Origin of the sequence: Flavobacterium aquariorum (assembly GCF_003254745.1) — a bacterium.
GTDB classification, from domain to species: Bacteria; Bacteroidota; Bacteroidia; order Flavobacteriales; family Flavobacteriaceae; genus Flavobacterium; species Flavobacterium aquariorum.
In genome coordinates this window covers 353134-377393 of the sequence record NZ_QKXH01000001.1, presented here as the reverse complement: position 1 = coordinate 377393, position 24260 = coordinate 353134, and the positions used below count along the sequence as shown (strand labels likewise).

General features: G+C 33.7%; 21 protein-coding genes. 15 read left to right on the top strand and 6 right to left on the bottom strand.

The features are described 5' to 3' along the window. Nucleotides 1-408: 408 nt before the first annotated feature. From DOS84_RS01675 to DOS84_RS01655, 5 genes are all read left to right on the top strand, one after another. Nucleotides 409-1113: a Crp/Fnr family transcriptional regulator gene (locus tag DOS84_RS01675; protein ID WP_077374719.1), complete on the top strand. Its 705-nt coding sequence runs from the start codon at nucleotides 409-411 to the stop codon at nucleotides 1111-1113. Nucleotides 1114-1429: 316 nt separating this feature from the next. After that, nucleotides 1430-2875: an alginate export family protein gene (locus DOS84_RS01670; RefSeq protein WP_111408365.1), complete on the top strand. Its 1446-nt coding sequence runs from the start codon at nucleotides 1430-1432 to the stop codon at nucleotides 2873-2875. 28 nt (nucleotides 2876-2903) lie between these two features. Next, a complete protein-coding gene (locus DOS84_RS01665) occupies nucleotides 2904-4142 on the top strand; it encodes a CmpA/NrtA family ABC transporter substrate-binding protein (RefSeq protein ID WP_111408364.1) in 1239 nt (412 codons plus the stop codon). A 352-nt stretch (nucleotides 4143-4494) separates the two neighbouring features. Next, a complete protein-coding gene (gene ntrB, locus DOS84_RS01660) occupies nucleotides 4495-5382 on the top strand; it encodes a nitrate ABC transporter permease (protein WP_111408363.1) in 888 nt (295 codons plus the stop codon). A gap of 239 nt (nucleotides 5383-5621) precedes the next feature. Then, a complete protein-coding gene (locus tag DOS84_RS01655; RefSeq protein WP_111408362.1) occupies nucleotides 5622-6428 on the top strand; it encodes an ABC transporter ATP-binding protein in 807 nt (268 codons plus the stop codon). A 129-nt stretch (nucleotides 6429-6557) separates the two neighbouring features. Here DOS84_RS01655 and tatA read toward each other — a convergent pair whose 3' ends face one another. Beyond that, nucleotides 6558-6731 carry a twin-arginine translocase TatA/TatE family subunit gene (gene tatA / locus DOS84_RS01650; RefSeq protein WP_111408361.1) on the bottom strand — a complete coding sequence of 58 codons (174 nt, stop codon included), beginning with the start codon at nucleotides 6729-6731 and terminating at the stop codon, nucleotides 6558-6560. Between the two features lie 211 nt (nucleotides 6732-6942). On the opposite strand from tatA, the gene DOS84_RS01645 reads away from it, so the two are divergent. From DOS84_RS01645 to DOS84_RS01610, 8 genes are read left to right on the top strand one after another with little or no spacing between them, the layout of a single operon-like run. Then, nucleotides 6943-7455 carry a DUF4868 domain-containing protein gene (locus tag DOS84_RS01645; protein WP_111408360.1) on the top strand — a complete coding sequence of 171 codons (513 nt, stop codon included), beginning with the start codon at nucleotides 6943-6945 and terminating at the stop codon, nucleotides 7453-7455. A gap of 57 nt (nucleotides 7456-7512) precedes the next feature. Further along, complete coding sequence (locus tag DOS84_RS01640; RefSeq protein ID WP_111408359.1) at nucleotides 7513-9000, top strand: GH3 auxin-responsive promoter family protein; 1488 nt, start codon at nucleotides 7513-7515, stop codon at nucleotides 8998-9000. Between the two features lie 35 nt (nucleotides 9001-9035). Beyond that, a complete protein-coding gene (locus tag DOS84_RS01635; protein ID WP_111408358.1) occupies nucleotides 9036-10715 on the top strand; it encodes a DUF6909 family protein in 1680 nt (559 codons plus the stop codon). A 9-nt stretch (nucleotides 10716-10724) separates the two neighbouring features. Further along, nucleotides 10725-11714: a hypothetical protein gene (locus tag DOS84_RS01630; protein WP_111408357.1), complete on the top strand. Its 990-nt coding sequence runs from the start codon at nucleotides 10725-10727 to the stop codon at nucleotides 11712-11714. A 22-nt stretch (nucleotides 11715-11736) separates the two neighbouring features. Next, nucleotides 11737-13047, top strand: a complete 1311-nt coding sequence (locus tag DOS84_RS01625; RefSeq protein ID WP_111408356.1) for an MATE family efflux transporter — start codon at nucleotides 11737-11739, stop codon at nucleotides 13045-13047. 9 nt (nucleotides 13048-13056) lie between these two features. Continuing rightward, nucleotides 13057-14145 (top strand): glycosyltransferase, encoded by a 1089-nt coding sequence (locus DOS84_RS01620; protein WP_111408355.1) that lies wholly within the window; start codon nucleotides 13057-13059, stop codon nucleotides 14143-14145. A gap of 2 nt (nucleotides 14146-14147) precedes the next feature. Then, the gene (locus tag DOS84_RS01615; RefSeq protein ID WP_111408354.1) at nucleotides 14148-15209 is read left to right on the top strand and encodes a hypothetical protein; all 1062 of its coding nucleotides are present in this window, start codon (nucleotides 14148-14150) and stop codon (nucleotides 15207-15209) included. Beyond that, the gene (locus DOS84_RS01610; protein WP_111408353.1) at nucleotides 15184-16488 is read left to right on the top strand and encodes an O-antigen ligase family protein; all 1305 of its coding nucleotides are present in this window, start codon (nucleotides 15184-15186) and stop codon (nucleotides 16486-16488) included. The genes DOS84_RS01615 and DOS84_RS01610 overlap by 26 nt, the downstream gene beginning before the upstream one ends. Here the strand turns inward: DOS84_RS01610 and DOS84_RS01605 are convergent. Continuing rightward, a complete protein-coding gene (locus tag DOS84_RS01605) occupies nucleotides 16457-17533 on the bottom strand; it encodes a glycosyltransferase (RefSeq protein ID WP_111408352.1) in 1077 nt (358 codons plus the stop codon). The genes DOS84_RS01610 and DOS84_RS01605 overlap by 32 nt on opposite strands. Before the next feature lie 206 nt (nucleotides 17534-17739). Here DOS84_RS01605 and DOS84_RS01600 point away from each other — a divergent pair, with 206 nt between their 5' ends. Both DOS84_RS01600 and DOS84_RS01595 read left to right on the top strand, forming a co-directional pair. Next, on the top strand, nucleotides 17740-18723 hold the full coding sequence (locus DOS84_RS01600; protein ID WP_111408351.1) for a UDP-glucuronic acid decarboxylase family protein: 984 nt from the start codon (nucleotides 17740-17742) through the stop codon (nucleotides 18721-18723). Beyond that, on the top strand, nucleotides 18723-20075 hold the full coding sequence (locus tag DOS84_RS01595) for an exopolysaccharide biosynthesis polyprenyl glycosylphosphotransferase (RefSeq protein WP_111408350.1): 1353 nt from the start codon (nucleotides 18723-18725) through the stop codon (nucleotides 20073-20075). Before DOS84_RS01600 ends, DOS84_RS01595 begins: the two co-directional genes overlap by 1 nt. Here DOS84_RS01595 and DOS84_RS01590 read toward each other — a convergent pair. The 4 genes from DOS84_RS01590 to DOS84_RS01575 are packed head-to-tail and all read right to left on the bottom strand — an operon-like array spanning nucleotide 20072 to nucleotide 24227. Then, on the bottom strand, nucleotides 20072-21256 hold the full coding sequence (locus tag DOS84_RS01590; RefSeq protein ID WP_111408349.1) for a glycosyltransferase family 4 protein: 1185 nt from the start codon (nucleotides 21254-21256) through the stop codon (nucleotides 20072-20074). The two genes, DOS84_RS01595 and DOS84_RS01590, sit on opposite strands and share 4 nt — an antisense overlap. Then, nucleotides 21256-22341 carry a non-hydrolyzing UDP-N-acetylglucosamine 2-epimerase gene (gene wecB, locus DOS84_RS01585; RefSeq protein ID WP_111408348.1) on the bottom strand — a complete coding sequence of 362 codons (1086 nt, stop codon included), beginning with the start codon at nucleotides 22339-22341 and terminating at the stop codon, nucleotides 21256-21258. Before wecB ends, DOS84_RS01590 begins: the two co-directional genes overlap by 1 nt. Before the next feature lie 6 nt (nucleotides 22342-22347). Further along, nucleotides 22348-22869, bottom strand: a complete 522-nt coding sequence (locus DOS84_RS01580) for an ORF6N domain-containing protein (RefSeq protein WP_111408347.1) — start codon at nucleotides 22867-22869, stop codon at nucleotides 22348-22350. A 44-nt stretch (nucleotides 22870-22913) separates the two neighbouring features. Then, complete coding sequence (locus DOS84_RS01575) at nucleotides 22914-24227, bottom strand: phenylacetate--CoA ligase family protein (RefSeq protein WP_111408346.1); 1314 nt, start codon at nucleotides 24225-24227, stop codon at nucleotides 22914-22916. Nucleotides 24228-24260 lie beyond the last annotated feature (33 nt).

Genomic DNA, 24260 nt, shown 5'->3' with positions numbered 1-24260 from the left:
ATGAAATGATAATTGACATCGTTTTTTCGGGTCCATTTATATAAAATGAATAAAAAACGACTCTTTTTTTGAGCTGATGACCTGACTTGTCGGCTTGAATCAATTACCATTTATTGCGAAAAACCTATACATTTACTTCAAATAAAGACAGTTACAGTATAATTTTTACTGATTTTGTCATTTAACCAAGATTTGTTCATTGAATTAAATATCTCGTTTACCGCTGCGTGAGGGATAGAAGGAAGCTACCGAAGTAGCCCGGATAGCCCGACCACGTTTAGTAAAGGGGCTGTATAAGCGGTACAATAAGTAAGCCCCTTTGCTCAATGGGGTCACGCCCTAAAGATGATTAAAATATTGGTTTTGGATGTCTCAAACACTTAAAAAATAAACAATAATTAACTACAGATGAAAGAGAATCAAGCTATTTGCAACAGTTGTAGTAATGAAAATTGTTTTATCAAAAAGCATATTCATTTGCCCAACATGCAAAGTTATATAGAGAAGAAACACAGTTTTACCTGCAAGAAGACACAGCAGTTCATTATAGAGGGCGCGCCCATTCAGGGGCTTTATTTTGTGCAAAAAGGAAAGGTGAAAACGGTGAAAACGGGTATTAACGGCAGGGAACAAATTGTTCGGTTTACCACGAATGGAGACACGGTTGGTTTTAGGGGTTTTGGTACAAGCAATCGGTATTTGATAGGCGCTTATGCTCTGGAGGATACGGTTTTGTGTAATTTTAACAACGAAGTAATGCTGGACATTCTTAAAAACGTTCCCGAATTCACTTATGATATGATGCTTTTTTATGCTGAGGAATTGAACAAGAGCGAGAACAACATCAGGAAAATTGCCCACATGAATGTGAGAGAACGCGTGATTGATACTTTATTATATATCCATAGAAAATTTGGTCAAACAAATGATTTGATTAATCTTGATTTGTCCAGAAAAGAGATAGCCGATTTTGCCGGTACTACCGAAGAACAGGTAACCCGAGTGATTTCGAGTTTGAAGAGAGAGACTTTGATAAAAACGGTTGGGAAGAAAATAGGATTGCAGCAGATCAACAAAATGAAATCGGAGATTATGGAGCATAAGTATGTATAAGTAGTTTTAGATTTGAACTTTGAATTTATTAAGCCCTTCTGGGGCTTTTTTGTGGAAATAAATGTCGTTTTAGGAGTATTGAAGGAAAAATATTTTTTTAACGTTGAGCTAAGTACGTATTTTAGTTAAAAACTAAGTGTTTGTTGGTGTCAATAATTATAAGGCTTAACAATAATTATTTGCGTTAACGCAGTAAATAAGTTGTTATCAGAATAATTTTTGCTGTGTTAAAAAGAGGTTTTAGACTGTAAAAAGTAAATACGTAAGTATTAATACGTATGTATATTTGCTTCATACTAATCAAAACCAATTTACCATGCAAAAGATTACAACCACAATACAAAAAATAAAAGCACTTAAAAAGAGAAAGAATTCAAAATCGATACTATTAGGTTTGGCCATAACATTGTTTGGTTATAACGCTGCAAATGCTCAGTTAACAGCATCAGGACAATTTAGACCAAGAACAGAATTTAGAGACGGTTACAGCACTTTGCAATCAAAAGATGCCGAGACTGCAGTTTTTACTTCACAAAGAACAAGATTGAATGTTGGGTTTACAGGATACCGATTCAAATTTTTTGTTGCCGTACAAGATGTTCGAGTTTGGGGGCAAGATGCTTCAACCATTAACAGAACAACGATAGCTGAGAATAATGGAATTCAATTGCACGAAGCCTGGGGTGAAATTATGCTGAATGATACAGTAAGCAGTATTCAAAATTTGTCCTTGAAAATTGGACGTCAGGAGATTTCGTATGATGACCAAAAGGTAATTGGAGCATTGGATTGGTTGCAACAAGCTCGTTACCATGACGCGATTGTTTTGAAATACTTTAACAAAGGATGGACAGCCGATTTTGGAGCCGCTTTTAACCAAAACAAAGAATTATTGGCGGGAACAATTTATAATGGTGTACCAGCTGCAACTTCAGGTTATACCGCTGGAACCAACGGTTTAGGGACTAATTATAAATCATTGGAATATGCTTATATCGCTAAGAAGTTTTTCTTTGGAGACATTTCCTTTTTATTCCTAAGCGATAATTTTAACAAATATACCAATGTAACTGCTGGAACTCCAGCGGTGACAACCAAAGTTAACGAACAAGGAATTTGGACGCGCAACACTACAGGTTTCTATTATAATGTGAATGCTACTAGAAAATTGAAATTCGAAGGAAGCTTGTATCACCAATTTGGACATGACAAAAACGGTCGCAGTTTGAGCAGTAATTTGGCTTCGATTACATCGACTTTACAGGTAGGAAGAAAATTATTTGTAGGTCCTGGTGTTGATTATTTATCTGGTAACGACGGAACAAAAGCCGTTACGGCGACTTCAGAGAACAATCAATTTGATCCGCTTTATGGAACGCCTCACAAATTTTGGGGAACTATGGATTATTTCTACGCTTCAAGCGGTTTCGGAGCTCAAGGTTTGCTAAACTACTTCTTGAAAGCCAAATACAATTTGAAAGACAACCTTACGCTTTTTGCTGATATCCACTGTTTTGAATCGGCAAACTCTTTATCTAACGGAGCAGGAGGAAAACAAACGAGCTATTTAGGAACAGAATTGGATTTGAAAATGTCTTATAACATGACTAAAATGATCAATATTGAAGCAGGTTATTCTGTAATGCAAGCAACAAATTCAATGGCATCCGCACAAGTTAAAAATGTGACTAATGCCAATCTTACTCCGCAATGGGCGTATGTGATGGTGAATATTAAACCCAACTTTTTGAATAAAAAGTAATTGAATTAACGATTTAAAAATTAAAAAAATGATACAAACTAAAAAAAATAGAGGCACACTTTTTACCACCTTGATGTTGGTAGTGTGCGTGGTTTTGTTCTCTTCTTTCAAAACAAATCCAAAACCGCCAATTGCCGGCGAACCTATCAAACTAGGCTTCATTCCCTTGACCGATTGTTCGCCAATCGTAATGGCCAAAGAACTGGGATTATTCAAAAAATACGGAGTTGAGGTTGTGGTAACCAAAGAAACATCTTGGGCCAATGTCCGTGACAAAATCTTAACCGGCGAATTGGACGGAGCTCATTGTCTTTACACGATGCCTTTTTCAGTGTACACAGGAGTAGGAGGAAAGGCTGGTTCTGAAATGAAAATCGCAATGATGCTGAACGTAAACGGTCAAGCGATTACCTTATCGAATGATTTTTGCGGTAAAGTAGGATTCAAACAAATGAATAAAGTAACTCCAGTGGTTGCTGCCAAATTGAAAGCCGAAAAAGAAGTGACTTTCGCCATGACTTTCCCAGGAGGAACCCACGATTTATGGTTGAGAAACTGGATGTCATTGGCAGGATTAAATCAAAAAGCGGTTAAAATCATCACGATTCCGCCTCCGCAAATGGTTGCCAACATGAAAGTGGGTAACATGGACGGATACTGTGTAGGAGAGCCTTGGGGCGGTGTTGCCGTAAAACAAGGAATTGGATTTACACAGATTGCCTCTCAAGATATTTGGAAAGACCACCCGGAAAAAGCTTTGGTTGTGAATAAAGAATTTAGCGAAACACGTCGCGAAGATTTAAAGAAAGTTATGAAAGCGATTCTTGAAGCCTGCATCTGGCTGGATAATCCTGCCAATCGCAAGAAAGCCGCCGCCATCATTGGGAAAGCTCCTTATGTAAATGCCCCTGCCGATGTTATCGAAGGAAGATTGATGGGAGACTATAACTTGGGCTGTAACCAAGGAACTGAAGTTTATGATAAAGATTATATGTTGTTTTACAAAGGGGGAACCGTAAACTATCCTCGTAAATCCTACGCAATCTGGGCTATGGCACAATTTGTCCGATTCGGATATTTGAAAGAAGAACCCAATTACAAAGCGATTGCAGATAAACTAATCATGCAGGATTTATACGAAGAAGTGGCCAAAAGCATGAAGATCAAAATCCCAACGGATGATATGAAACCCTTCTCGCTCACGATGGACAAAACGGTGTTCAACCCATCGAATCCATCAGCATATTTAAAAGTGGTAAAGCATTAAAATATTTGGCGGGGTTATTTCGAGCCCTATGCCTCCTTGCTCTATTCTGAGGATCGCATCGGATTAAAATTCATAGAAAAAAGGTGGTAAACACCAATGCTATTGGTACTTAATACGAATAAAATAGGTAATAAATACTAATAGGGTTGGTACTTAATACAAATAAAAGGGGTAATAAAGACTAATAGTACTGGTATTTAGTACCAATAAAAGAGGTAATAAATACCAGTACTGTTGGTGGTTTTTACCAATAATAGAGGTAGTAAATACCAGCACTATTGGTAGGTCGTACCAATAATAGAGGCAGTAAACACCAACACTAAACACAAATATCAAATTAAAATCTATAATTATGTCAAATTCAACTACAGCAACAATCGAAACAGAAGAAATAGTAGAAAGCTATTCACTTCTCAACACTTTTGGTAAAGTAATTAAGAAAGAAAGCCTTAAAAATGCGTCAATCTATATTTTAGAAAAAGCAAAATCAATTGTATTTGCTTGTATTGGATTGACTATTTTTTGTGGATTTTGGAGCTTATTAAGTTATTATACAAAGGATTCTCTTCCTGGACCAACAGTAACTCTAAAGGTTTTATATGAAATGTTAAGCGACCCATTTTATGATTATGGACCCAACGACAAAGGAATCGGACTGCAATTGTTTGTTTCCATCAAAACCGTTTTATTAGGGTTTTCATTAGGTTCCTTATTTGCAATTCCTTTCGGAATCTTGATTGGGGCGAGTTCTTTTTTTAAAAAAGTATTTTATCCGATCGTTCAATTCTTGAAACCGGTTTCGCCTTTGGCTTGGTTTCCTATCGGTTTGGTTGTTTTCAAAGACACGGGAATGGCAACAATATTCATAGTATTTATTACCTCTTTGTGGTCTACACTGATCAATACTTCTTTTGGGGTGAGCACCATTCCGCAAGACCATAAAAACGTAGCCAAGGCTTTTGGATTTTCAAAATGGAGATATTTAACCAAAGTAGTTTTCCCATACACTTTGCCACACATTATTACAGGATTGCGATTGAGCATCAGTGTTGCTTGGTTAGTTATTGTTGCCGGCGAAATGCTATCGGGTGGCGCAGGAATTGGATTTTTTGTATGGGACAGCTGGAATGCGTTAAGCCTTGAAAAAGTGATTTCAGCCATCATCATCATCGGATTTGTGGGAATTATTTTTGACGGGTTTTTTACAATGATTGAAAACAAAGTATCGTATAAAGCTTAGGAAGATGCTATGAAACTAAGGTGCTAAGTTTCTAAGATTTTAGCAACTTGAGTAACTCAGCAACTTAAAAAAACAGAATGCTGATTTTTAGCCCCGATAGTAGTGAAAAACCTCTAGTGCTGGGGTTCAGCACTAGAGATTGCAACGGATAGCGGGAGGACATATCTTAAAAATTAAAAACTTCTGCTTCCAAAAAAACTTAGAAACTTAGAATCTCAGAAACTTAAAAACTAGAAAAGATGAGCTATTTAGAAATAAAAGATTTGGAAATTTCTTTTCCAACCCCAAAAGGGAAATACATTGCAGTAAGAGACATTAATCTTTCTATCAGAAAAGGGGAAATCATATCCATCATTGGACATTCGGGTTGTGGAAAATCAACTATTATGAATGCCATAGGCGGGATGCTTACCCCAACTGGTGGATCGGTTGTTTTAGACAATAAAAATATCAAAGGTCCGGGACCGGATCGTGGAATTGTTTTTCAAAACTATTCGCTATTGCCTTGGTTAACGGTGGAAAACAACATTTTTCAGGCGGTGGATTCGGTTATGGATTGTTCCAAAGCTGAGAAACACGAAATCGTGATTAAAAACCTAAAAATGGTTAATTTGTTTCAACATAAAGATAAATTGCCAGGACAACTTTCGGGCGGAATGAAACAAAGAGTGGCCATCGCGAGAGCTTTTGCCATAAATCCTGGAGTATTGTTGATGGATGAACCTTTTGGCGCATTGGATGCCTTAACGAAAGGTTCTATGCAACTCGAAGTTTTGAAATTGTGGAATTTGAATAACAGAGAAAAAACCATCGTGATGATTACACATGATATTGAGGAAGCACTGTTTTTGTCAGACCGAATTGTGGTTTTGCACAATGGCCCAGCATCAACTATTCGCGAGATTGTTACGGTAAATTTGCCAAGGCCGAGAAATAAGATTGAAATCGTAAAAACTCCTGAATATATTGAGCTAAGAGATCATTTATTGCACCTATTGACAGATCATTTCTCGATTGAAGATATGGGAGTTACCTATAAAAATTAGTTAATTTTGTTGCCAAAAAAAAGCCTTTTCAACTCTTGAAAAGGCTTTTTTTTAAATAGAAAATTCCAAACTCCCTAAATAAATATTGGAATTTGGAATTTAAGATTTAGGAATTTTTTATAAAAATTCTTATTTCGTTTCTTCTTCTTTTTTGTCAGCTGGCTGATCGTCTTTGGCTGCGTTTTTAAATTCTTTAACACCGCTTCCTAAGCCTTTCATTAATTCTGGAATTTTTTTACCTCCAAAAAGTAATAAAACAACTGCCAATATAACAAGGATTTCTGGTAAACCTAATCTTCCCATGATTGAATATTTAATGCCGTAGCAAATTTGTAATAAATCTAATGTGCAAATGTATATAGAATAACTTAATACGCATTCATTTTGATTGATTTATTTGCTTTTGACAGCGTTAAATATTTTATAAAATTATGAGGTTAGGAATTCAACTACTAAGAAGAGGCTAGTGTTGGCAACGCTTTAAATTATTATATTTGTGACTTAAACAAATGCCATGTCCAGAAATCGATTAAAAAAGAAGAAGTTTTTTGACAGATTATTAATCAAAAACCGATTAATAATTTTGAATGAGGATACTTTTGAGGAAATCTTTTCTTTCAAATTGAACATTATGAGTGTCTTTGTTTCGCTTTCATTGGGTGCTATTTTCTTGATTTCGATTACAACCGTTTTGATTGCTTTTACTCCTTTACGAGAATTTATTCCCGGTTATTCATCTTCTAAATTAAAGAGAGATGCAACTGTTTTGGCATTAAAATCAGATTCACTTACAATGGCTTTGAAGAAAAATGAAGCTTATATAAAATCGATTCAAAAAGTACTGAATGGTGATTTAGAATACGCCAAATTCAACAAAGATTCTATACTTTCAAGCAGTGAAGAAGCCCCTGAACCAGTAGATTTATCACCTTCCGAAAAAGAAAAGGAGTTAAGGGAAAGAGTGAAAAAAGAAGAGAATACTCTCCCAGCCTCCCAAAAAGAGAAGAGCCAAAAAAATAAAAAATAATCCGAATTGCTTCGGAATTATAATAGAACATTACAATTTTTAAACAAAGCCCAAAGAATGTCACTAAAATCGATTGCAGCAAAAATATTTGCACAAAAAATATATAAAAAGACACAAGTTTGGGCCAATTCTCCAGTTGAAACCCAGAAAGCTGTTTTCCAAAGTTTGATACAGACTGCCAAGCAAACTCAATTTGGTAAAGACCATCATTTTGACCAAATAAAAACGTATGAAGATTTTGCAAAGCAAGTGCCTGTTCGTGATTATGAAGCTTTGAAACCTTATGTGGACAGAGTGGTAAGAGGAGAAGAAAATATTCTTTGGAAAGGGAAACCACTTTATTTTGCCAAAACTTCGGGGACGACGTCGGGGGCTAAATATATTCCGTTGACCAAGGAATCAATGCCATATCATATTGAAGCGGCCCGAAATGCAATTTTGCTTTATATACATGAAACAAAAAAAGCTGATTTTGTAAACGGTAAAATGATTTTCTTGCAAGGAAGCCCTATTCTAGAAGAAAAATACGGAATAAAACTAGGCAGATTGTCTGGAATAGTCGCTCATTTCGTTCCCAAATATCTACAAAAAAACCGACTGCCTTCATGGGAAACCAATTGTATTGAAGATTGGGAAACCAAAGTAAACGCCATTGTTGATGAAACCATCAAGGAAGATATGACTGTGATTTCGGGAATTCCGTCATGGGTGCAAATGTATTTTGAAAAACTGCAACAAAGAGCAGAAAAGCCCGTAGGAGAGATTTTCAAGAATTTCAATTTGTTTATTTACGGAGGTGTGAATTACGAACCTTATAGAGCCAAATTTGAAAATTTGATAGGTAGAAAAGTAGACAGTATCGAGTTATTTCCAGCTTCTGAAGGTTTCTTTGCCTACCAAGATTCCCAAAAAGAAAAAGGAATGTTGCTGTTGCTGAATTCTGGAATTTTTTACGAATTTATAAAGAGCGAAGACTTTTTTACCGAAAATCCAAAACGATATACTATTGGAGAAGTGGAGTTGGGAGTAAATTATGTTTTGATTATTTCTACTAATGCCGGACTTTGGGGTTACAATATTGGTGACACTGTTCAATTTACATCATTGAAACCGTATCGGGTTATTGTTTCGGGTCGTATTAAACATTATATCTCGGCTTTTGGAGAACACGTTATCGGGAAAGAGGTTGAACACGCTTTGAAGGAAGCGATGGTTGGAACAAACGTAAGTGTCAATGAATTTACAGTAGCACCACAAATCACACCCATTGAAGGATTGCCGTACCATGAATGGTTTATCGAATTTGAAAATGAACCGGACGATAATGACACTTTTGCGGAAGCGCTGGACAATGCCATGCGAAAACAAAACATTTATTATGATGATTTAATTGTGGGGCATGTTTTGAAAAAACTGGTTATTACCAAAGTGGTTAAAAACGGTTTTCAAGACTACATGAAATCCATTGGAAAGTTGGGCGGACAAAATAAAATTCCAAGACTTTCTAACGATAGGAGTATTGTAAGTGTTTTAAACCAAAAATAAAAACTATACATTTGAGGGTATAAAAGAATATAAGCATGAAAGAGACTAAAAATATATCCAGATCCAGAGCACAAGAATCATCGGCTGCCATTGAAAAAATGTACATCACGATGCGCCATCTTTTTAATAGAGGATTTTACAAACCGATGGGAATTTCCGGGGACACTTTAAGAGAAGCTTTATTGGCCCTAAGACCTGAGATTTATGGAAATATTGCCGAAGAAAAAGTTGAGTTAAATGGACTTCTATACGTTATAGAACGTCTGCCCATCGGAATTGAGGAGTGCCGTTTTATTAATTTAACTTCGGATGAAGGATATTCTAAATCGCATTTTAAAGCGATAGTTCCACCAAAAAGACGCCGCAATTGCTATCGTATAGACGAAGAACAAATGAATGTTGAAATCACCAGAGGGCGATCAGACATTTATGATATTCTGACCCATTTGACGTTTATTTTCATCGAATCCCATAAAATTAAAAATAGAATTTTACTGGATGATGCCGGTGAAGTTTCCCGTGATTGGACAAAATTGGAAATTGCAGTATCCCAAAGCAAGAAATTGACCTTGGTCGAAAAAGAAAAAGCTATTTCTCATGCCGCCAATATTCTGGGCAGAACTTTCGAAGAAGTTTTGGATATTTATGATTCTTTTGGAAGTGAAGCTGCACCGGATCGTTTTTTGCATGTAATTTATTGGCTGGGAAAACTTGCGATAGAGGAAGTTGTTGACAGTAATAAAAGAACGATTACATTTAGTCCTATTCTGCGAGAGCGTTTGGGACATCATATTCACGGAGAAGTTTGGGCAACCAACATTAAAGAAGTTTTGAAAGCCAATCAGTTGTTGGATAGACCCATTCATGTGATTAGTGCCAATATGCACTCGGTGATGAATTCCATTTTTGCCACACCTATTTTGAAAACAAAGTTCAAGGATAAGGCTGATTTCTTTATTTACGAAGAATTGAGTAAGTCAGGGGCGAATGAGCTTCGCAATCAAGTGGAAACAGTTGCATTAAAACAAGGAATGATTTTCTTGCCGGATAATTCCGGAACCAATATAGACGTTCAAATTTTTGATACGGGCAAAATAGATTGGGCAAAAACATCTTTTCCAAAGGCTGATTTAGGGGAGAAAAAACCAGTTATCATTGTTATGGATTATGCTTTTGGAGAGCAAGCGTATGAAACGATAGACGAGTTATTGAAACCCTATAAAAAAGAGACTTTGCTTAACGTAAAATCGGTTTCCATTATGGGAAAAGCTGGAATTCTGGAAGGAGGAAAAGGAGATATTATGATTCCGAATGCCCATATCAATGAGGGAACGGCTGATAATTATTTCTTTAAAAATGAGTTAACCGCTGACATGTTTGAGGGCAATGACATTGCTGTTTTTGCCGGACCAATGGTTACGGTTCTCGGGACATCATTGCAAAACAGGGATTTATTAAAGTTCTTTCATGAATCGACTTGGGGTGTTATTGGTTTGGAAATGGAAGGTTCCTATTACCAAAAAGCGATTCAATCAGCTTCCAAAATTAGAAAAAGTGTTCCTCATGATATTAAAGTACGTTATGCTTATTATGCTTCTGATAATCCATTGGAAACAGGAAGTACACTCGCATCAGGAGGTTTGGGAACAACGGGTGTAAAACCAACCTATCTGATTACGATTAAAATATTGGAACAAATTTTTAATATAAAATAAAAATACAGCATGAGCGTACAAAAAGAAAATAATCCCGAGAACCCTGAAATTGATTTACTGACTGTTTTTAGCAGAATAGGGGATTTCTTCGAATGGATTAATACTTCGTTGTTTAGGATCATTCGCTTTTTTGTAAAAAATGCAATTGTTGTAGCTGTTTTGATTGTTATTGGGATCGGGATTGGAAAGTATTTGGATTCAGCTCAAAAAACATATGTTAATAAAATTACTGTAACTCCTAATTTTAAAAGTACCGATTATTTATATGCTAAAATTGATTTTTTAGCTTCTAAAATTAAATTGCAAGATACGGTGTTTTTAAAATCAATTGGCATTCAAAATCCATTACAAATTGCATCTATTTCTGTTGCGCCTATTTTAAATGTAAATGATCTTGTTAATAAAGAGGATAAAGAGTTTCAATTATTACAATTGATGAAAGAAAATGAGAGTTTAAATACAATTGTTAAGGATACAACTTTAAGGAAATATTATAATTTTCATAGTATTAAGATAAATGCCAATGGTATAATAGTTCAAAAAAACACAATCGACCCAATCTTAAATTTTTTGAATACAAGTGTGTATTATGAAGCATTTAAAAAAATTAATTCTCAGAATATCCAAAACAATATAAAAGAAAAAGAGGCAACAATTCTTCAAATAGATAGGATTTTAAATAAATTTTCTAGTGCAAACACAAGTCAATCAGGCAATGAAAAACTCATTTATTATAATGAAAATTTGAATCTGGATAAGATTATTAAAACCAAAGATTCTTTATGTGGTGAAATCGACAAATTAAAAATTGAGCAATACAATACCGGAAAAACCATTAGGGAGCAAGGAATGGTTTTAAACATAAAAAGCAATAAAATATTTAAATGGAAACTCATTTTTATATTACCATTAGTATTTGTAGGTCTTTTTGTTTTCTTTAGCTTTTTCATTTCTTTTTACAAAAAGCAATCCCTGAAAGCCAATGCAAATTTGAAATAATAATGAGCATGGAGAACGAAATATGTTAAAAAAAACACGGAATAAACTACTGAAAATCAATAAAAATCCATTTGTACAACAAAGTTTGATCACTTTGATTTTGAGGGTTTTTGGTGTAATAACGTTATTTGGTTTTACCGTTTTTCTCACAAAAACATATCCTCCTAAAATTGTTGGACAATATGATTTTGTTCGTTCTTTTTTATTGGTAGTTGGCAGTATTTGCTTGTTGGGCTGCGATCAGTCTGTTTTGTATTTTAAAGGAAGACTAGGAGGATCAAATACTTTAGAAGGAATTAAAAAAGTATATGCGAAAATGGTTGGATTGTTGTTATTGATGTCAATTCTGCTTTTATGTGTTTTTTGGTCTATTGACGAACAATTTGTAAACAATTATTTCTCGGATCGTGGAGTTTATGACATTCTTTTAAAATCAATAATGATATTGTTCTTTTATGGTTTAACGACTTTGAATACCGAAGTTTTTAGGGCATTGGATCATTTTTACATTGCAGAACTTTTTAGAAATACCATTAAATATATTCCTTTGATTGTTGGGGCAATTTTATTGTCTTATTTTGATAAAAAAAACTATTTGGTTACCGTTTTCTTGGTTGGTTTTGTTCTTCTTTCGTTAATAACAACAATTATACTTTTCATTTATTTCAGTAAAGCTAAAATTGAGAATAAAGTTACGGATTTCACCTATAAAGAAATATTCGCAAAATCATATCCAATCGCTATCAGTGGCATGGCTTTATTTTTGTTAATGAGTTTTGATATTCTTTTTTTAAAGAAATATAGAAATGATGCAACCGTTGCCTTTTATTCGGTGGCTACAAAATTAATGACGATTCTTTCAATGGTAATTATTACGGTTAATATTACGGTATCGACCAAAATTTCTGAATATTTTTTCAGCAGGAGCAAGGCAGATTTGATAAAGGTAACTCAGCATGCAACTCGTTTAATTTTCCTGTTGACTTTTCCAGCGGTACTTATCATTTGTTTTTTTCCAGAGTATATTTTAGGATTTTTTGGAAGGGGATACGTCGCCGCCAAGGATGCTTTGTTGATTTTGATCATAGGTCAAGGAATTTGTTCTGCCTTTGGAACTGCACCCGTTTATTTGAACATGACCGGGAGACAGCATGTTTTTCAAATCATTTTGATTGTTGCTGTGCTTATAAATTTTATTCTGAATAGATTATTAATACCTCAATATGGAATGACGGGAGCCGCAACAGCGTTTGCCGTTAGTTCTATTTTCTGGAATAGTATTACAGCTGTTGTGATTTATAAAAAGGACAAAGTGAATGTTTTTTTGAACTAAAATTCAAGAATGAGAGTAGTACATATTATAAATAGTTTAGCATCTGGAGGCGCCGAGAAATTACTTCTGGATACTATCCCTATTTATAAATCTAAAGGAATTGAAGTTGACCTATTGCTGTTAAATGGTGCTTCAAGTCCTTTTATGAATGCTTTGGAAGAAACAGGTTGTTGTTCGATTTATTCTTTGGGTTTAAAATCGGTCTATAATCCGATGCTGGTTTTTAAATTGATTCCGTATCTAAAAAAATACGATATAGCTCACGTACATTTATTTCCATCTCAATATTGGGTCGTTTTGGCAAAAATTTTGTCTTTTTCCAAAATAAAATTAATAATAACAGAACACAACTCGACAAATCCAAGATTAGAGAATCGTTTGATTGCTGTATTTGATAGATTTTTTTATCGATTTTATGATAGAGTAATCTGTGTCTCAAATGAAATTTCAAATACATTTATTAATTATACAGGTTTAAAAGCATCTAAATTTGTTGTTATTGAAAATGGGATTGATTTACAAAAAATCCATGCGGCAAAACCGTATTTTAAAAATGAAATCTCTAATCTTTTTAGTTCTCATGATTTTGTGATGATACAGGTTGCACGATTCGATAAACAAAAAGACCAAGAAACAATAATTAATTCCTTAAAGTATTTGCCCGAAAGCGTAAAGCTTATTTTGGTGGGAGAGGGTATCCTTAAAATAAAAAGTGAGAAGTTGGTTGAAGAACTTCAACTGCAGGATCGTGTTGTATTTTTAGGATTAAGAATGGATGTGCCAAGATTATTAAAATCAGCCGATGTGGTTGTTTTATCTTCAAGACATGAAGGTTTGTCTTTATCGAGTATTGAAGGAATGGCTTCAGGGAAACCATTTGTGGCTTCAGACGTGCCAGGTTTGAAAGAAATAGTTAGAGATGCGGGTGTTTTATTCAAACTAGGAGACGCAAGGGATTTAGCCAATACAATCGAAAAACTAATGACTAATGAAACGTATTATCAAGAAATTGTAGATTCATGTTTAAAAAGAGCAGAGCAATATGACATTCAAATTATGGTTGATAAACACCTACATTTGTGCCAAACAATAGTATAATTATGCAAGTTTTGATCAAAAGAAGTACAGCGACTTTTATTGTATTATTTGTACTCAATTTATTGGTAACGGTTCTTGCATTCTATGTTTTGCCGAAACGATTTTTTTATGATGCAGTTACTATTGCACTTGACAAGGGCAATGAAATTGGATTTTTTGGGAGTTATCCACTTACTATTTTATTTTATAAAATTACAGGGTTGCGGTATTTGCCTTTTTCAATAGTTGGATTGATTCAATTTCCCATTTTGATGTATGTGCTGTATAAAATTGGAATTCCAACTGACTTCCAAAAATTAAATATAAAAAACATACTTGTTTATCTGGGAATCTTGATGATAGCCATTTTTATGTCGATGCCTTCGAAAGAATTTATTACGTATTTGTTTGTTTCCCTGATTGTTTTTTTATTCTTAAATGAGAAGATTTCGTTTCGCACAGCGCTTTTTTCATCTTTATTTTTGCTGGCACTTTTTGGTGTTTTATATCGCCCTTATTTTTTTCTGATTCCGATTATTGCTGTTGTAATGTATGGGATAAGCGGTGTAAATTTTAAGAGTAGGACATTGATGACTGTTTTTTACGGAATAGTAATAGCCATATTTTTATCCTTAATTTATGGACTGGTAACAGGGCATTATTTCTCTGAAATCAGTAGAGAAGTGGTAAATAATACTAGATTAAGCGGTGTAGATGCAAATTCCAGCATTATATCTCCAGTAAAACCAGATACATGGTATGGAGAAACGATTGGCATTGTATACGGTTTTTTTTCAGTAAATGTTCCGGTCAACGGATTCAAGTATATTTTTTCTCCTCAGATATTGGTTTTTGTTATCTGGCAGCTTTTTTTGTTTTACATTCTGCTTGTGCGATTTTCCAGATGTATTGCAGCGAGAGATACGCACAAAAAGGAACTTTGGATATTGCTTATTTTGTTTGCATTTTTCATTGTTCAAGGTGTTTTCGAACCTGATTTAGGGTCGGCAGTTCGACACAAAATAGGTGTTTTTCCTCTAATTTATTATGCATTATATTATGACCATTTCAGAAAAAAACTTTAATAAAATAGTCAACGGTTTTCTGGCAGTATTGGCCATTACAATGATTTTTAGAAAACCCTGTACTTTGTTGATTATACTATTTGCAGTTTTTAATTTGGTTTTTATTAAAAAGCTAAATTATTCCAAACAATCCTTGATTTTAGTATTACTTATTGCGTCTCCATTACTACTGGAAATAGTAATGTTTTGGAACAATGATTCTTTTTCTAAAGGGTTAAAATCATTAGAAAAATATAGTTCACTTCTTGTTTTTTCGTTATTTATTTTGGGAAACTATCAAAGGATTCAATTTCTAAAAATTCTTAGATTTTATAGTGTGATAACCACTGGAATTATATTTTTTTTCTTCATCCGATTCATTATTTGTTATCCTGAATTGATTTATAAATATTTAAAAGGTAATGATTTATGGGAAATGGGATATGAGTTTTCGAACAGCATTGGTATTCATGCACCGGCACTAAATATGCATTTGGCTTTTGTATCGATTAGCTGTCTTTTTTTTGTTTTTAATTCCTTTCGGTTACATGAAAAGGGATTACTTAAAATGGGGAGTATTTTAGTTTTTGTACTTTCCTTTTTCTTTGTGCTGTTTGTTAATACAAGAATGGCTTTGTTTAATGTATTTGTTGGGTTTGCATTGGTTTTTTTCGGCGAAGGGATTCGTAAATTCAATTTTGAAAAAGTAATCGGGACTTTAGTAGTTTTAATCTTTGTATTGGGTGGCATACTTTACATTTTTGTTCAAAATAACCCCTATATGAAAGAGAAATATTCGTCGGTAACCTTTGCTTATATGGATAAAGTGGGGAAGCTTGACGAAATTGAGAATCCTGAAGCCAAAGTATTTAATTCCCTTGTAACTCGAGTTTCTATCTGGAAATCAGGTTGGGAACTTGCAAAAAAAAATATTCTTTTTGGTGTGGGCGCATCAGATGGAAAACCAGAATTAGTCAAATATTACAAGCAAACAAATCAGCATTTTTTGGCAAAATATGAATTTCCAACGCACAATCAATTTCTTGATTTTTTAATCAAATTTGGAATATTGGGCCCTTTCGTTGTGTTGCTTTATATTTTTACAATTGGCTATTTGGGGTGTAGTTTAAAAAACACAGTAGTACTTTCTTTTTTCTTCCTTTTCTTCACTTCCAATCTCACCGATGATTTTTTGTTGCGTTTTGACGGTATCGCTTTTAGTGGGCTTTGGTTGTCAATTTTTGGAAGTTATTGGTTGCAACAAAAAGTTAGTGTTGATAAAGAGCAGCAAGAGCTGTAAAATTCTTGTTTTTATCAAATAAATCATTACATCTTTTTAAGGCATTATCGCCAAATTGATTTCGAGTTTTATCGTCTTTTAATAGTTCTAGAAAGCAATCAAGTTCTTCAATTTCATTAAAAAGAAAGCCAGTTTCATTATGGAAAATGATGTCTTTATTGCCTATAACGTTGGTTGCTAGAACTGGTTTTTTCATAGCCATTGCTTCCAAAACGGCGATAGGGAGTCCTTCCCAAAGAGAGGTTTGAATATAAATATCTATGGTATTGAGTTCTTTCAACGCTTCATTTCTATCCATGAACCAACCTGTAATTCTTATATTGGGTGCTGTTAATGTTGAATTTAATTCACCGTCTCCTATCCAAACAAAATTAAAGTCAGGAAAACGCAACGCAATCGCATTGAATAGTTCTGGGTTTCTGGCAGTGGTAATTCTGGCGACAATCCCAATTGTTAAGATTTGGTTTTGAGTTTTTAAATGCTGTAGTCTAACCTCTTCAATATTGATGCCATTTCGAATCAACATTGATTTTCCGATTTTTTTTGCGATTTCATATTCCGTGTCTCCACATGCAATTGTTACACCGCCAAATAATTGCTGAAAACTTTTTTCAATTAACCAATATGTTTTTTTTGTCAAATTTGAAATGTCAGTTCTAAGGAAAGAGTAACCATGCGGGGTATAAAATATTTTTTTTCTTTTGAACAATAAAAAACAAGCAATCCTTCCTAAAACACCAGCTTTTGAAGAGTGAAGATGAATGACATCTGGATTTAGTTTTTGAAGTTCTTTTCGTAAATGAAGAATGGATTTAAAATCTTGAATTGGTGAAAAATCGCGAACCATATTTATTTTGATCAACGATACCCCTTTTGAAAATTGAGATTCAATTTTTTCAGGATCGATTTCTTTACGATTTCCACTATAGATAATGGTAGTAGATATCTCTTTTACTACTTTATCATCTCCAAAATAAAAGGACAAGTCTTTAAAATAAGTATAAACGCCTCCTCCTAATGCTTCAATTACATGGACAACTTTCAAAATTGCTAATTTTATTGGGACAAAAATAGTTTAAAGTTGACCAAATATAATTTTTTTGATCGATAGTGTGGTTTTTGAAATCTAATTAAACATGATTTGATGGCGAAATGTTTAGTGCTTAATCATTTATCAGTAAATTAAATGGTAAAATATTTTAGTACATTTGCGCGTATTACAAAAGTTAATTACAGTAGTATATATCAACCATGAAAAGAATACTTATCACCGGAGCGGCAGGATTTTTGGGATCTCATTTATGTGATCGTTTTATCAAAGAAGGTTATCATGTAATAGGAATGGATAATCTCATCACGGGTGATTTAAAAAATATAGAGCATTTGTTCAAATTAGAGCATTTTGAATTTTACCATCATGACATTACAAAGTTTGTACATGTTCCCGGAAAGATTGATTATATCTTGCATTTTGCTTCACCAGCAAGTCCTATAGATTATCTTAAAATTCCAATTCAAACCTTGAAAGTGGGTTCGTTGGGAACACATAATTTATTAGGTCTGGCAAGAGTAAAAAAAGCAAGAATTCTTATAGCCTCTACATCCGAGGTGTATGGAGACCCTCTAGTTCACCCACAGACCGAAGAATATTACGGAAACGTAAATACAATTGGACCAAGAGGAGTGTATGACGAAGCCAAACGTTTTCAGGAATCTATCACGATGGCGTATCATACCTTTCATGGAGTAGAAACTCGAATTGTTCGAATTTTCAATACGTACGGACCAAGGATGCGACTTAATGATGGACGTGTTATCCCTGCTTTTATCGGACAAGCCATTCGTGGAGAAGATTTGACTATTTTTGGAGACGGAATGCAAACACGTTCATTTTGTTATGTAGATGATCAAGTAGAAGGAATTTTTAGATTATTGCATTCGGATTATGTATATCCGGTAAACATTGGCAATCCCGATGAAATCACCATCAAAGATTTTGCAGAGGAGATTATAAAATTAACAGGAACGAATCAAAAAGTGGTTTATCTCCCTTTACCTGTAAATGATCCTTTGCAACGTCAGCCAGATACTACTAAAGCGAAAGAATTACTGGGTTGGGAAGCCAAAGTAAATCGTGCTGAAGGAATGAAAATAACGTATGATTATTTCAAATCATTATCCAAAGAAGAATTATCCAAAGAGGAACATAAAGATTTTTCTAAGTATATTAATTAGTGAAAGCTAAAACAGGAAGATATTCAGGTTACATCCGACCCTTTTCTCGCATTTTGGACTTGATAATTATCAATTTCCTTGCTGCATATTTTTCGGGTATTCCTGTTTTTCAAGACTTTTACGCTCTTTTTATCAGTTGTGCATGGTTTATTATTGCCGCCAATTTAGGTTTTTACGAGGTCTATAGATACACCAAAGTAATTGCTATTTTGAACTGTACTTTGAAGCAAGCTGTGGCTTTCACAACGTGTTGTCTTGCACTTGCTTATTTTTACCCAGAGAGATTTAGTTTATCTACAATACTATTATTCACAACAGAATCGGTAGTGTTGGTTCTTGGTTTTAAATTATTTATTTATTTTTTTTTAAGAAAGTACCGAATTATATTTGGAGGTAATTTTAGAACAGTGGTTCTTGTGGGCAAAGAAAAAAGCACTAATCCTTTGCAGCATTTTTTTGAAGAAAACCCAGATTATGGGTATAAATTGATAAAAGTTTTTGATTTGGAAAGTCATAAATCTGAGTTTCTAAACGAAAGTCTTTCTTTTATTTTAGACAATAAAATAGACGAAATTTATTGTTCTGTGACTGATTTATCAAGTAAGCAGCTAGAAGATTTTATATTTTTTGCAGATAATAATTTGAAAACACTTAAGTTTATTCCAAATCAAAAGCAATTACTTTCTTTAAATTCAGTTTTCGAATATTATGATTACATTCCAGTAATTTCGCAAAGAACAATTTCGCTAGACGAATCCTTACATAAAATTATCAAACGAGTTTTTGATATTTTTTTTTCAACAATAATCATATTAGGTATATTGTCGTGGTTGACACCTGTTTTGGCCATTATTATTAAATTAGATTCCAAAGGATCATTATTTTTTGTTCAAAAAAGAAATGGATTAAATAACAAGGAATTTAATTGTTTTAAGTTCCGATCTATGGAAATAAATGAGTTGGCAGATATTGAACAAGTTTCCAAAAATGATTCAAGAATAACAAGAGTCGGTAAGTTTATCCGAAAAACGAGTATGGATGAATTGCCACAATTTTTTAATGTTTTATTGGGAGATATGTCTGTAGTTGGACCAAGGCCGCATATGGTAAGCCATACCAATATGTATGCAGAACGTATCGATAAATTTATGGTGCGTCATTTTATAAAACCAGGTATAACGGGTTTGGCACAAACAAAAGGATTTCGTGGAGAAGTTGAAACAGACAACGACATTATAAACAGGGTGAGGTATGATATTTTTTATATAGAAAAATGGTCACTTTTGTTGGATTTTAAAATCATTTTCAGCACCATTTATAATACTGTAAAAGGCGACAAAAAAGCATATTAAAACACCTCTTTATTGATTAAGTCATTAATTTGAAAATCGAGATTAAAATGATTTTTGGCATATTCAAAGATTTGTTTTTTCATCATTTGAATGGGTTCTTTCCCTGTTTTTGAGATTTCGATTAAAGCAGTATTTAAGCTTTCAAAATTTCCAACTTGCGCAACCCAACCTAAATTATTTTCTTTCACGATCGCTTCTCCTTCACCACCACCAAAATAAAGCACAGGAAAGCCCAATGCCCCGTATTCGAATATTTTTGAAGGAACAGAGCCGTAAATTCTTGTTTTCAACGGAACAATAGCAATATCAAAAGTTTTTAGTTTCTCGTGTAGAATATTGCGTTCCAACATTCCGTGGAAGAAGATTTTTTTCTCAGGATTTAGTTTGATAAGATCCTCGATTTGTGATTTTTCAGCTCCATCGCCAAAAATGTGCAATTCGATGTTGACATCTTGCAATTCAATTTTTTGGCATAATTCGAAAACACCTTGTGCCAAGCCTAACAATCCTGCATAAAATATTTTTATGGGCTCATTTATATTGGTTGTAAAATACATTTTCGTTGTCTGATGTTCGGGAAAATTGCGGTACAAATGACATTTTTTTTCTGGAAAAAAAGAATGAATGTGAGTGATAATTTCGTTAGATTGACCAAATATTAAAGTTGCATTTGAATATATAAATCGTTCAAAAAATAAAGAAACTTTATGTGAAAAACTTCCATTTTTCAGTGCTTTCAATTCAATAGCTGCCAAAGGCCATAAATCAGAAACGTTTAGGGTTATCTTTTTTCGCATTAACGAAAGAATTAAAACTGAGACATACGACAATAATAAAGGGGGCGATTGAACGACAACTTTATGTGGTGTTTTTTTGAACAATAAATAGAAAAAAAGCATAGTAGAAAACGACAAAACCGAAAGCGTTCTTTTGAAGATGTTTTTACTAACACTTGGGTAGATCCAAAGTCGGTTGACGGTAATATTCTGAAGATTTTCCGTTACCGAAAATTTCCCTTTGTATTCAGGAAATAATTCACCTTTTGGGTAATTTCCCAGAGGACAAAGAACGGAAACTTTGTAATTGTTTTGATTTAATTTAAGAGCCAATTGCTCTATTCTATTAGCAGCAGCACCTTTTTCAGGCGGATAATAATTCGATATGATGAGGATTTCTTCCATTATTTTTTAAGCAGGATGTCAATAATTCTCTCTGAGGCTTTTCCGTCCCAAAGTTCTGGAATTCCAGCTTTTTTTCTTCCATTTTTAAGAAATCCTTCAAATAATTTTTTCAAATTTTCGATTGAAGTTCCTACTAAAGTATTGGTTCCAATGCTTTGTGTTTCGGGTCTTTCGGTGTTATTTCGCATTGTAAAACAAGGAATTCCCATAACGGTAGTTTCTTCCGAAATTCCACCAGAATCAGTAATAACAGCAAAACTATTTTTGATGAGATACATAAAATTTAGATAACCTTGCGGTTCGACAAAAAGAATGTTTTTCAATTTCAAATTTGTTTCTCCCAAAATAGCTTTTGTTCTTGGGTGAATGGGGAAAATGACTTTTTTGTCATCAGCCATTTTATCAATGCCTTGGAGTAATTGAATTAAAGATTGTTCTTCATCCACGTTTGATGGGCGATGTAGGGTAAGAATGATATAGTTTCCATTTTCCAATTGGAATTTATCCCAAAAAAGTGGCGCGGAAATTTTGTTTAGATTTTGATATAAAGTATCAATCATCACATTGCCCACAAAATGAATATTGGTTTCGTTAACACCATATTTTAGCAAGTTTTCGGATGCTGAGGTTGAGGTGGTAAAGAAATAGTCAGTGATGCTGTCGGTAACTATTCTATTGATTTCTTCAGGCATTGTCATATCTCCGGAACGAATTCCGGCTTCGACATGAGCTACTTTTATGTTTTGTTTTTTGGCTACAATAGCGCAAGCCATCGTCGAATTGACATCGCCAACCACTAAAACTAAATCGCAAGGATTTTGAAGTAATTCTTTTTCAAAAGCTATCATTATGGCACCGGTTTGTTCTGCTTGCGAACCACTTTTCACATCTAAATTACTGTTGGGTTTCGGAATATTTAATTCTTCAAAAAAAGTATCGCTTAGGTTTTTATCATAATGTTGACCGGTATGTACCAGTCGATAGGAAACGTTTGCTCCTTCATTTTGCTTTTTTTCAATTGCTTTGATGATGGGTGCAATTTTGATAAAATTGGGTCTTGCGCCTGCGACTATGGTGATTTTCATTTGATGTTATTTTTTGTAACCAATTTTTGTTCTTGGTTTCTCATTTTCTTTTTTCTCGGACAATTCATCCAAATAGGAAAAAACCAACTCGATATTTTTGTCGTGATTTTCTAATTTTTTCTGAATCTGAAGAATATCTATTTTTAAATCAGTGGTATCCAAAAGCATTTGTCTCACTTTGGTGAATATCCGCATAATTTGAATATTGGTTTGAATTGCTTTGTCGCTTTTCAAAACACTAGACAACATAAGAACACCGTGTTCTGTGAAGGCATAAGGTAACTTTCTAGTTCCACCCCAACTTGAAGTCGCAATTTGCGACTTCAAGTTCTGAAATTCATTTTCAGTTAGTTGAAACATAAAATCATCAGGAAATCGGGATAAGTTTCTTTTTACCTGTTCGTTTAATCTTTTAGTTTCAATATTATAAAGCTCAGATAAGTCAACATCAATCATCACTTTTTGGTTTCTAATAAAGTAAATTTTATTAGAAATTAATTCTTCAGAAAGCAGTATTTCGTTTTCCATAAATTTCCATAAATTTCTTTAAGGTCGCAATTTGCGACCTCTAATTATTGTAGTAACGAAACAAACTGTTTCAATTTTCCACTTTTGCTTCGCTCCAGTTTTTCTTTTCTAATGAATGTAAAAACGAGCCCTTTTTCCAAATATAATGCAATTGCGGCTTCAATTTTTTGAATTTGTTCCAAATTCAATTCGGTTTTACTCACATATTCAATGTCAAAAGTATCGATTTTAGTTTGTTTGATGACAAATTCTTTTACGTTTCCATCGTCTTCTACAATGCTTTTTGTTACGTAATAAAAAGTCAACCCAGGCGATTTTTTACCACTTGGCAAAATGGCAATATCATTGGTTCTCCCAATTAATTTTTTCAGAATTGTTTTTTTTGGTGTGCTTTTTTCGTCCAATATACCAGTGTCTCCAATGTCGTATCGAATAAAAGGATGTGCTTTGTTGTACAAAGATGTTATAATGACACGACCTTCTTTTCCGTAAGGCAAAACAGTATTGTTTTCGTCCAAAATTTCTACAAAAAGCGTTTCGGAATTCACTTGCCATTCTCCTTCAGGATTTTGAAATGCAATTAAATCCAATTCCGAAGCTCCATATTCGTTAACAACAGGAATGCCAAATTGTTTTTCTAACAGGATTTTGTCTTCATCAAAAAGCATTTCAGAAGTTACAATACAGACTTTCAAAGTCGGGCAAATAGTTTTTAAAACAATATTTTTTTGTTGTAAAAATTTAGCAAACAAAACAATTGAACTCGTGTAACCATTGATGTAGTCGAATTTTTTGGTTTTAAAATCATTTAAAAAGCGCTCTAAAATTTTATCTGATAAATTGAATATTTGAAATCGATAACGGTGACTCAAAAAATCCTTGAATCTTTCTTTTTTGTTTCCAATAAAATCTAATGGAATTCCATAAAAACGAGCTTGATAGGAAGAATTAAAATCAATTCCATACCAGCCAAAACGATATATATTGGAAGCCCATGTCAAGGCATGGCAAAATTTGTCTTTGGCAAAAATAAAAGGGTCACCGCTTGAGCCTGATGTTTTATTGAGGTAAATGGATTTTTCGGTATAACCAGAAGATAATCTTTCTTTCAAAGGCTTCTGTAAATTTCGCTTATTCAAAATTGGTAAATCTGACCAATTTTTTAAAGATTCGGTTCCGACCAATTCCTGGTAAAAAGGATTATTATTTAAATGAAAATTTACGATTTCCAATTTTTTTTGTTCAATGAAATGACTGTATTCTTCCTCTGGAATGGCAATTATTTTTTGCAATTCGGACTTGGCTTTCTGCATAGGAAAACCATTTATTTGAAGCGTTAAGTCGAATATTTTGAACATTGGAGGAGTTAATTTTGTCAAAAATAATATTTA

Coding starts and splice junctions, on each gene's coding strand:
- DOS84_RS01580 (WP_111408347.1), bottom strand. CDS start 22,869: ATGGAAAACGAAATACTGCTTTCTGAAGAATTAATTTCTAATAAAATT.
- DOS84_RS01670 (WP_111408365.1), top strand. CDS start 1,430: ATGCAAAAGATTACAACCACAATACAAAAAATAAAAGCACTTAAAAAG.
- DOS84_RS01575 (WP_111408346.1), bottom strand. CDS start 24,227: ATGTTCAAAATATTCGACTTAACGCTTCAAATAAATGGTTTTCCTATG.
- DOS84_RS01615 (WP_111408354.1), top strand. CDS start 14,148: ATGCAAGTTTTGATCAAAAGAAGTACAGCGACTTTTATTGTATTATTT.
- DOS84_RS01630 (WP_111408357.1), top strand. CDS start 10,725: ATGAGCGTACAAAAAGAAAATAATCCCGAGAACCCTGAAATTGATTTA.
- DOS84_RS01620 (WP_111408355.1), top strand. CDS start 13,057: ATGAGAGTAGTACATATTATAAATAGTTTAGCATCTGGAGGCGCCGAG.
- DOS84_RS01610 (WP_111408353.1), top strand. CDS start 15,184: ATGACCATTTCAGAAAAAAACTTTAATAAAATAGTCAACGGTTTTCTG.
- DOS84_RS01600 (WP_111408351.1), top strand. CDS start 17,740: ATGAAAAGAATACTTATCACCGGAGCGGCAGGATTTTTGGGATCTCAT.
- DOS84_RS01625 (WP_111408356.1), top strand. CDS start 11,737: ATGTTAAAAAAAACACGGAATAAACTACTGAAAATCAATAAAAATCCA.
- ntrB (WP_111408363.1), top strand. CDS start 4,495: ATGTCAAATTCAACTACAGCAACAATCGAAACAGAAGAAATAGTAGAA.
- DOS84_RS01655 (WP_111408362.1), top strand. CDS start 5,622: ATGAGCTATTTAGAAATAAAAGATTTGGAAATTTCTTTTCCAACCCCA.
- wecB (WP_111408348.1), bottom strand. CDS start 22,341: ATGAAAATCACCATAGTCGCAGGCGCAAGACCCAATTTTATCAAAATT.
- DOS84_RS01675 (WP_077374719.1), top strand. CDS start 409: ATGAAAGAGAATCAAGCTATTTGCAACAGTTGTAGTAATGAAAATTGT.
- DOS84_RS01640 (WP_111408359.1), top strand. CDS start 7,513: ATGTCACTAAAATCGATTGCAGCAAAAATATTTGCACAAAAAATATAT.
- DOS84_RS01665 (WP_111408364.1), top strand. CDS start 2,904: ATGATACAAACTAAAAAAAATAGAGGCACACTTTTTACCACCTTGATG.
- DOS84_RS01590 (WP_111408349.1), bottom strand. CDS start 21,256: ATGGAAGAAATCCTCATCATATCGAATTATTATCCGCCTGAAAAAGGT.
- DOS84_RS01645 (WP_111408360.1), top strand. CDS start 6,943: ATGTCCAGAAATCGATTAAAAAAGAAGAAGTTTTTTGACAGATTATTA.
- tatA (WP_111408361.1), bottom strand. CDS start 6,731: ATGGGAAGATTAGGTTTACCAGAAATCCTTGTTATATTGGCAGTTGTT.
- DOS84_RS01635 (WP_111408358.1), top strand. CDS start 9,036: ATGAAAGAGACTAAAAATATATCCAGATCCAGAGCACAAGAATCATCG.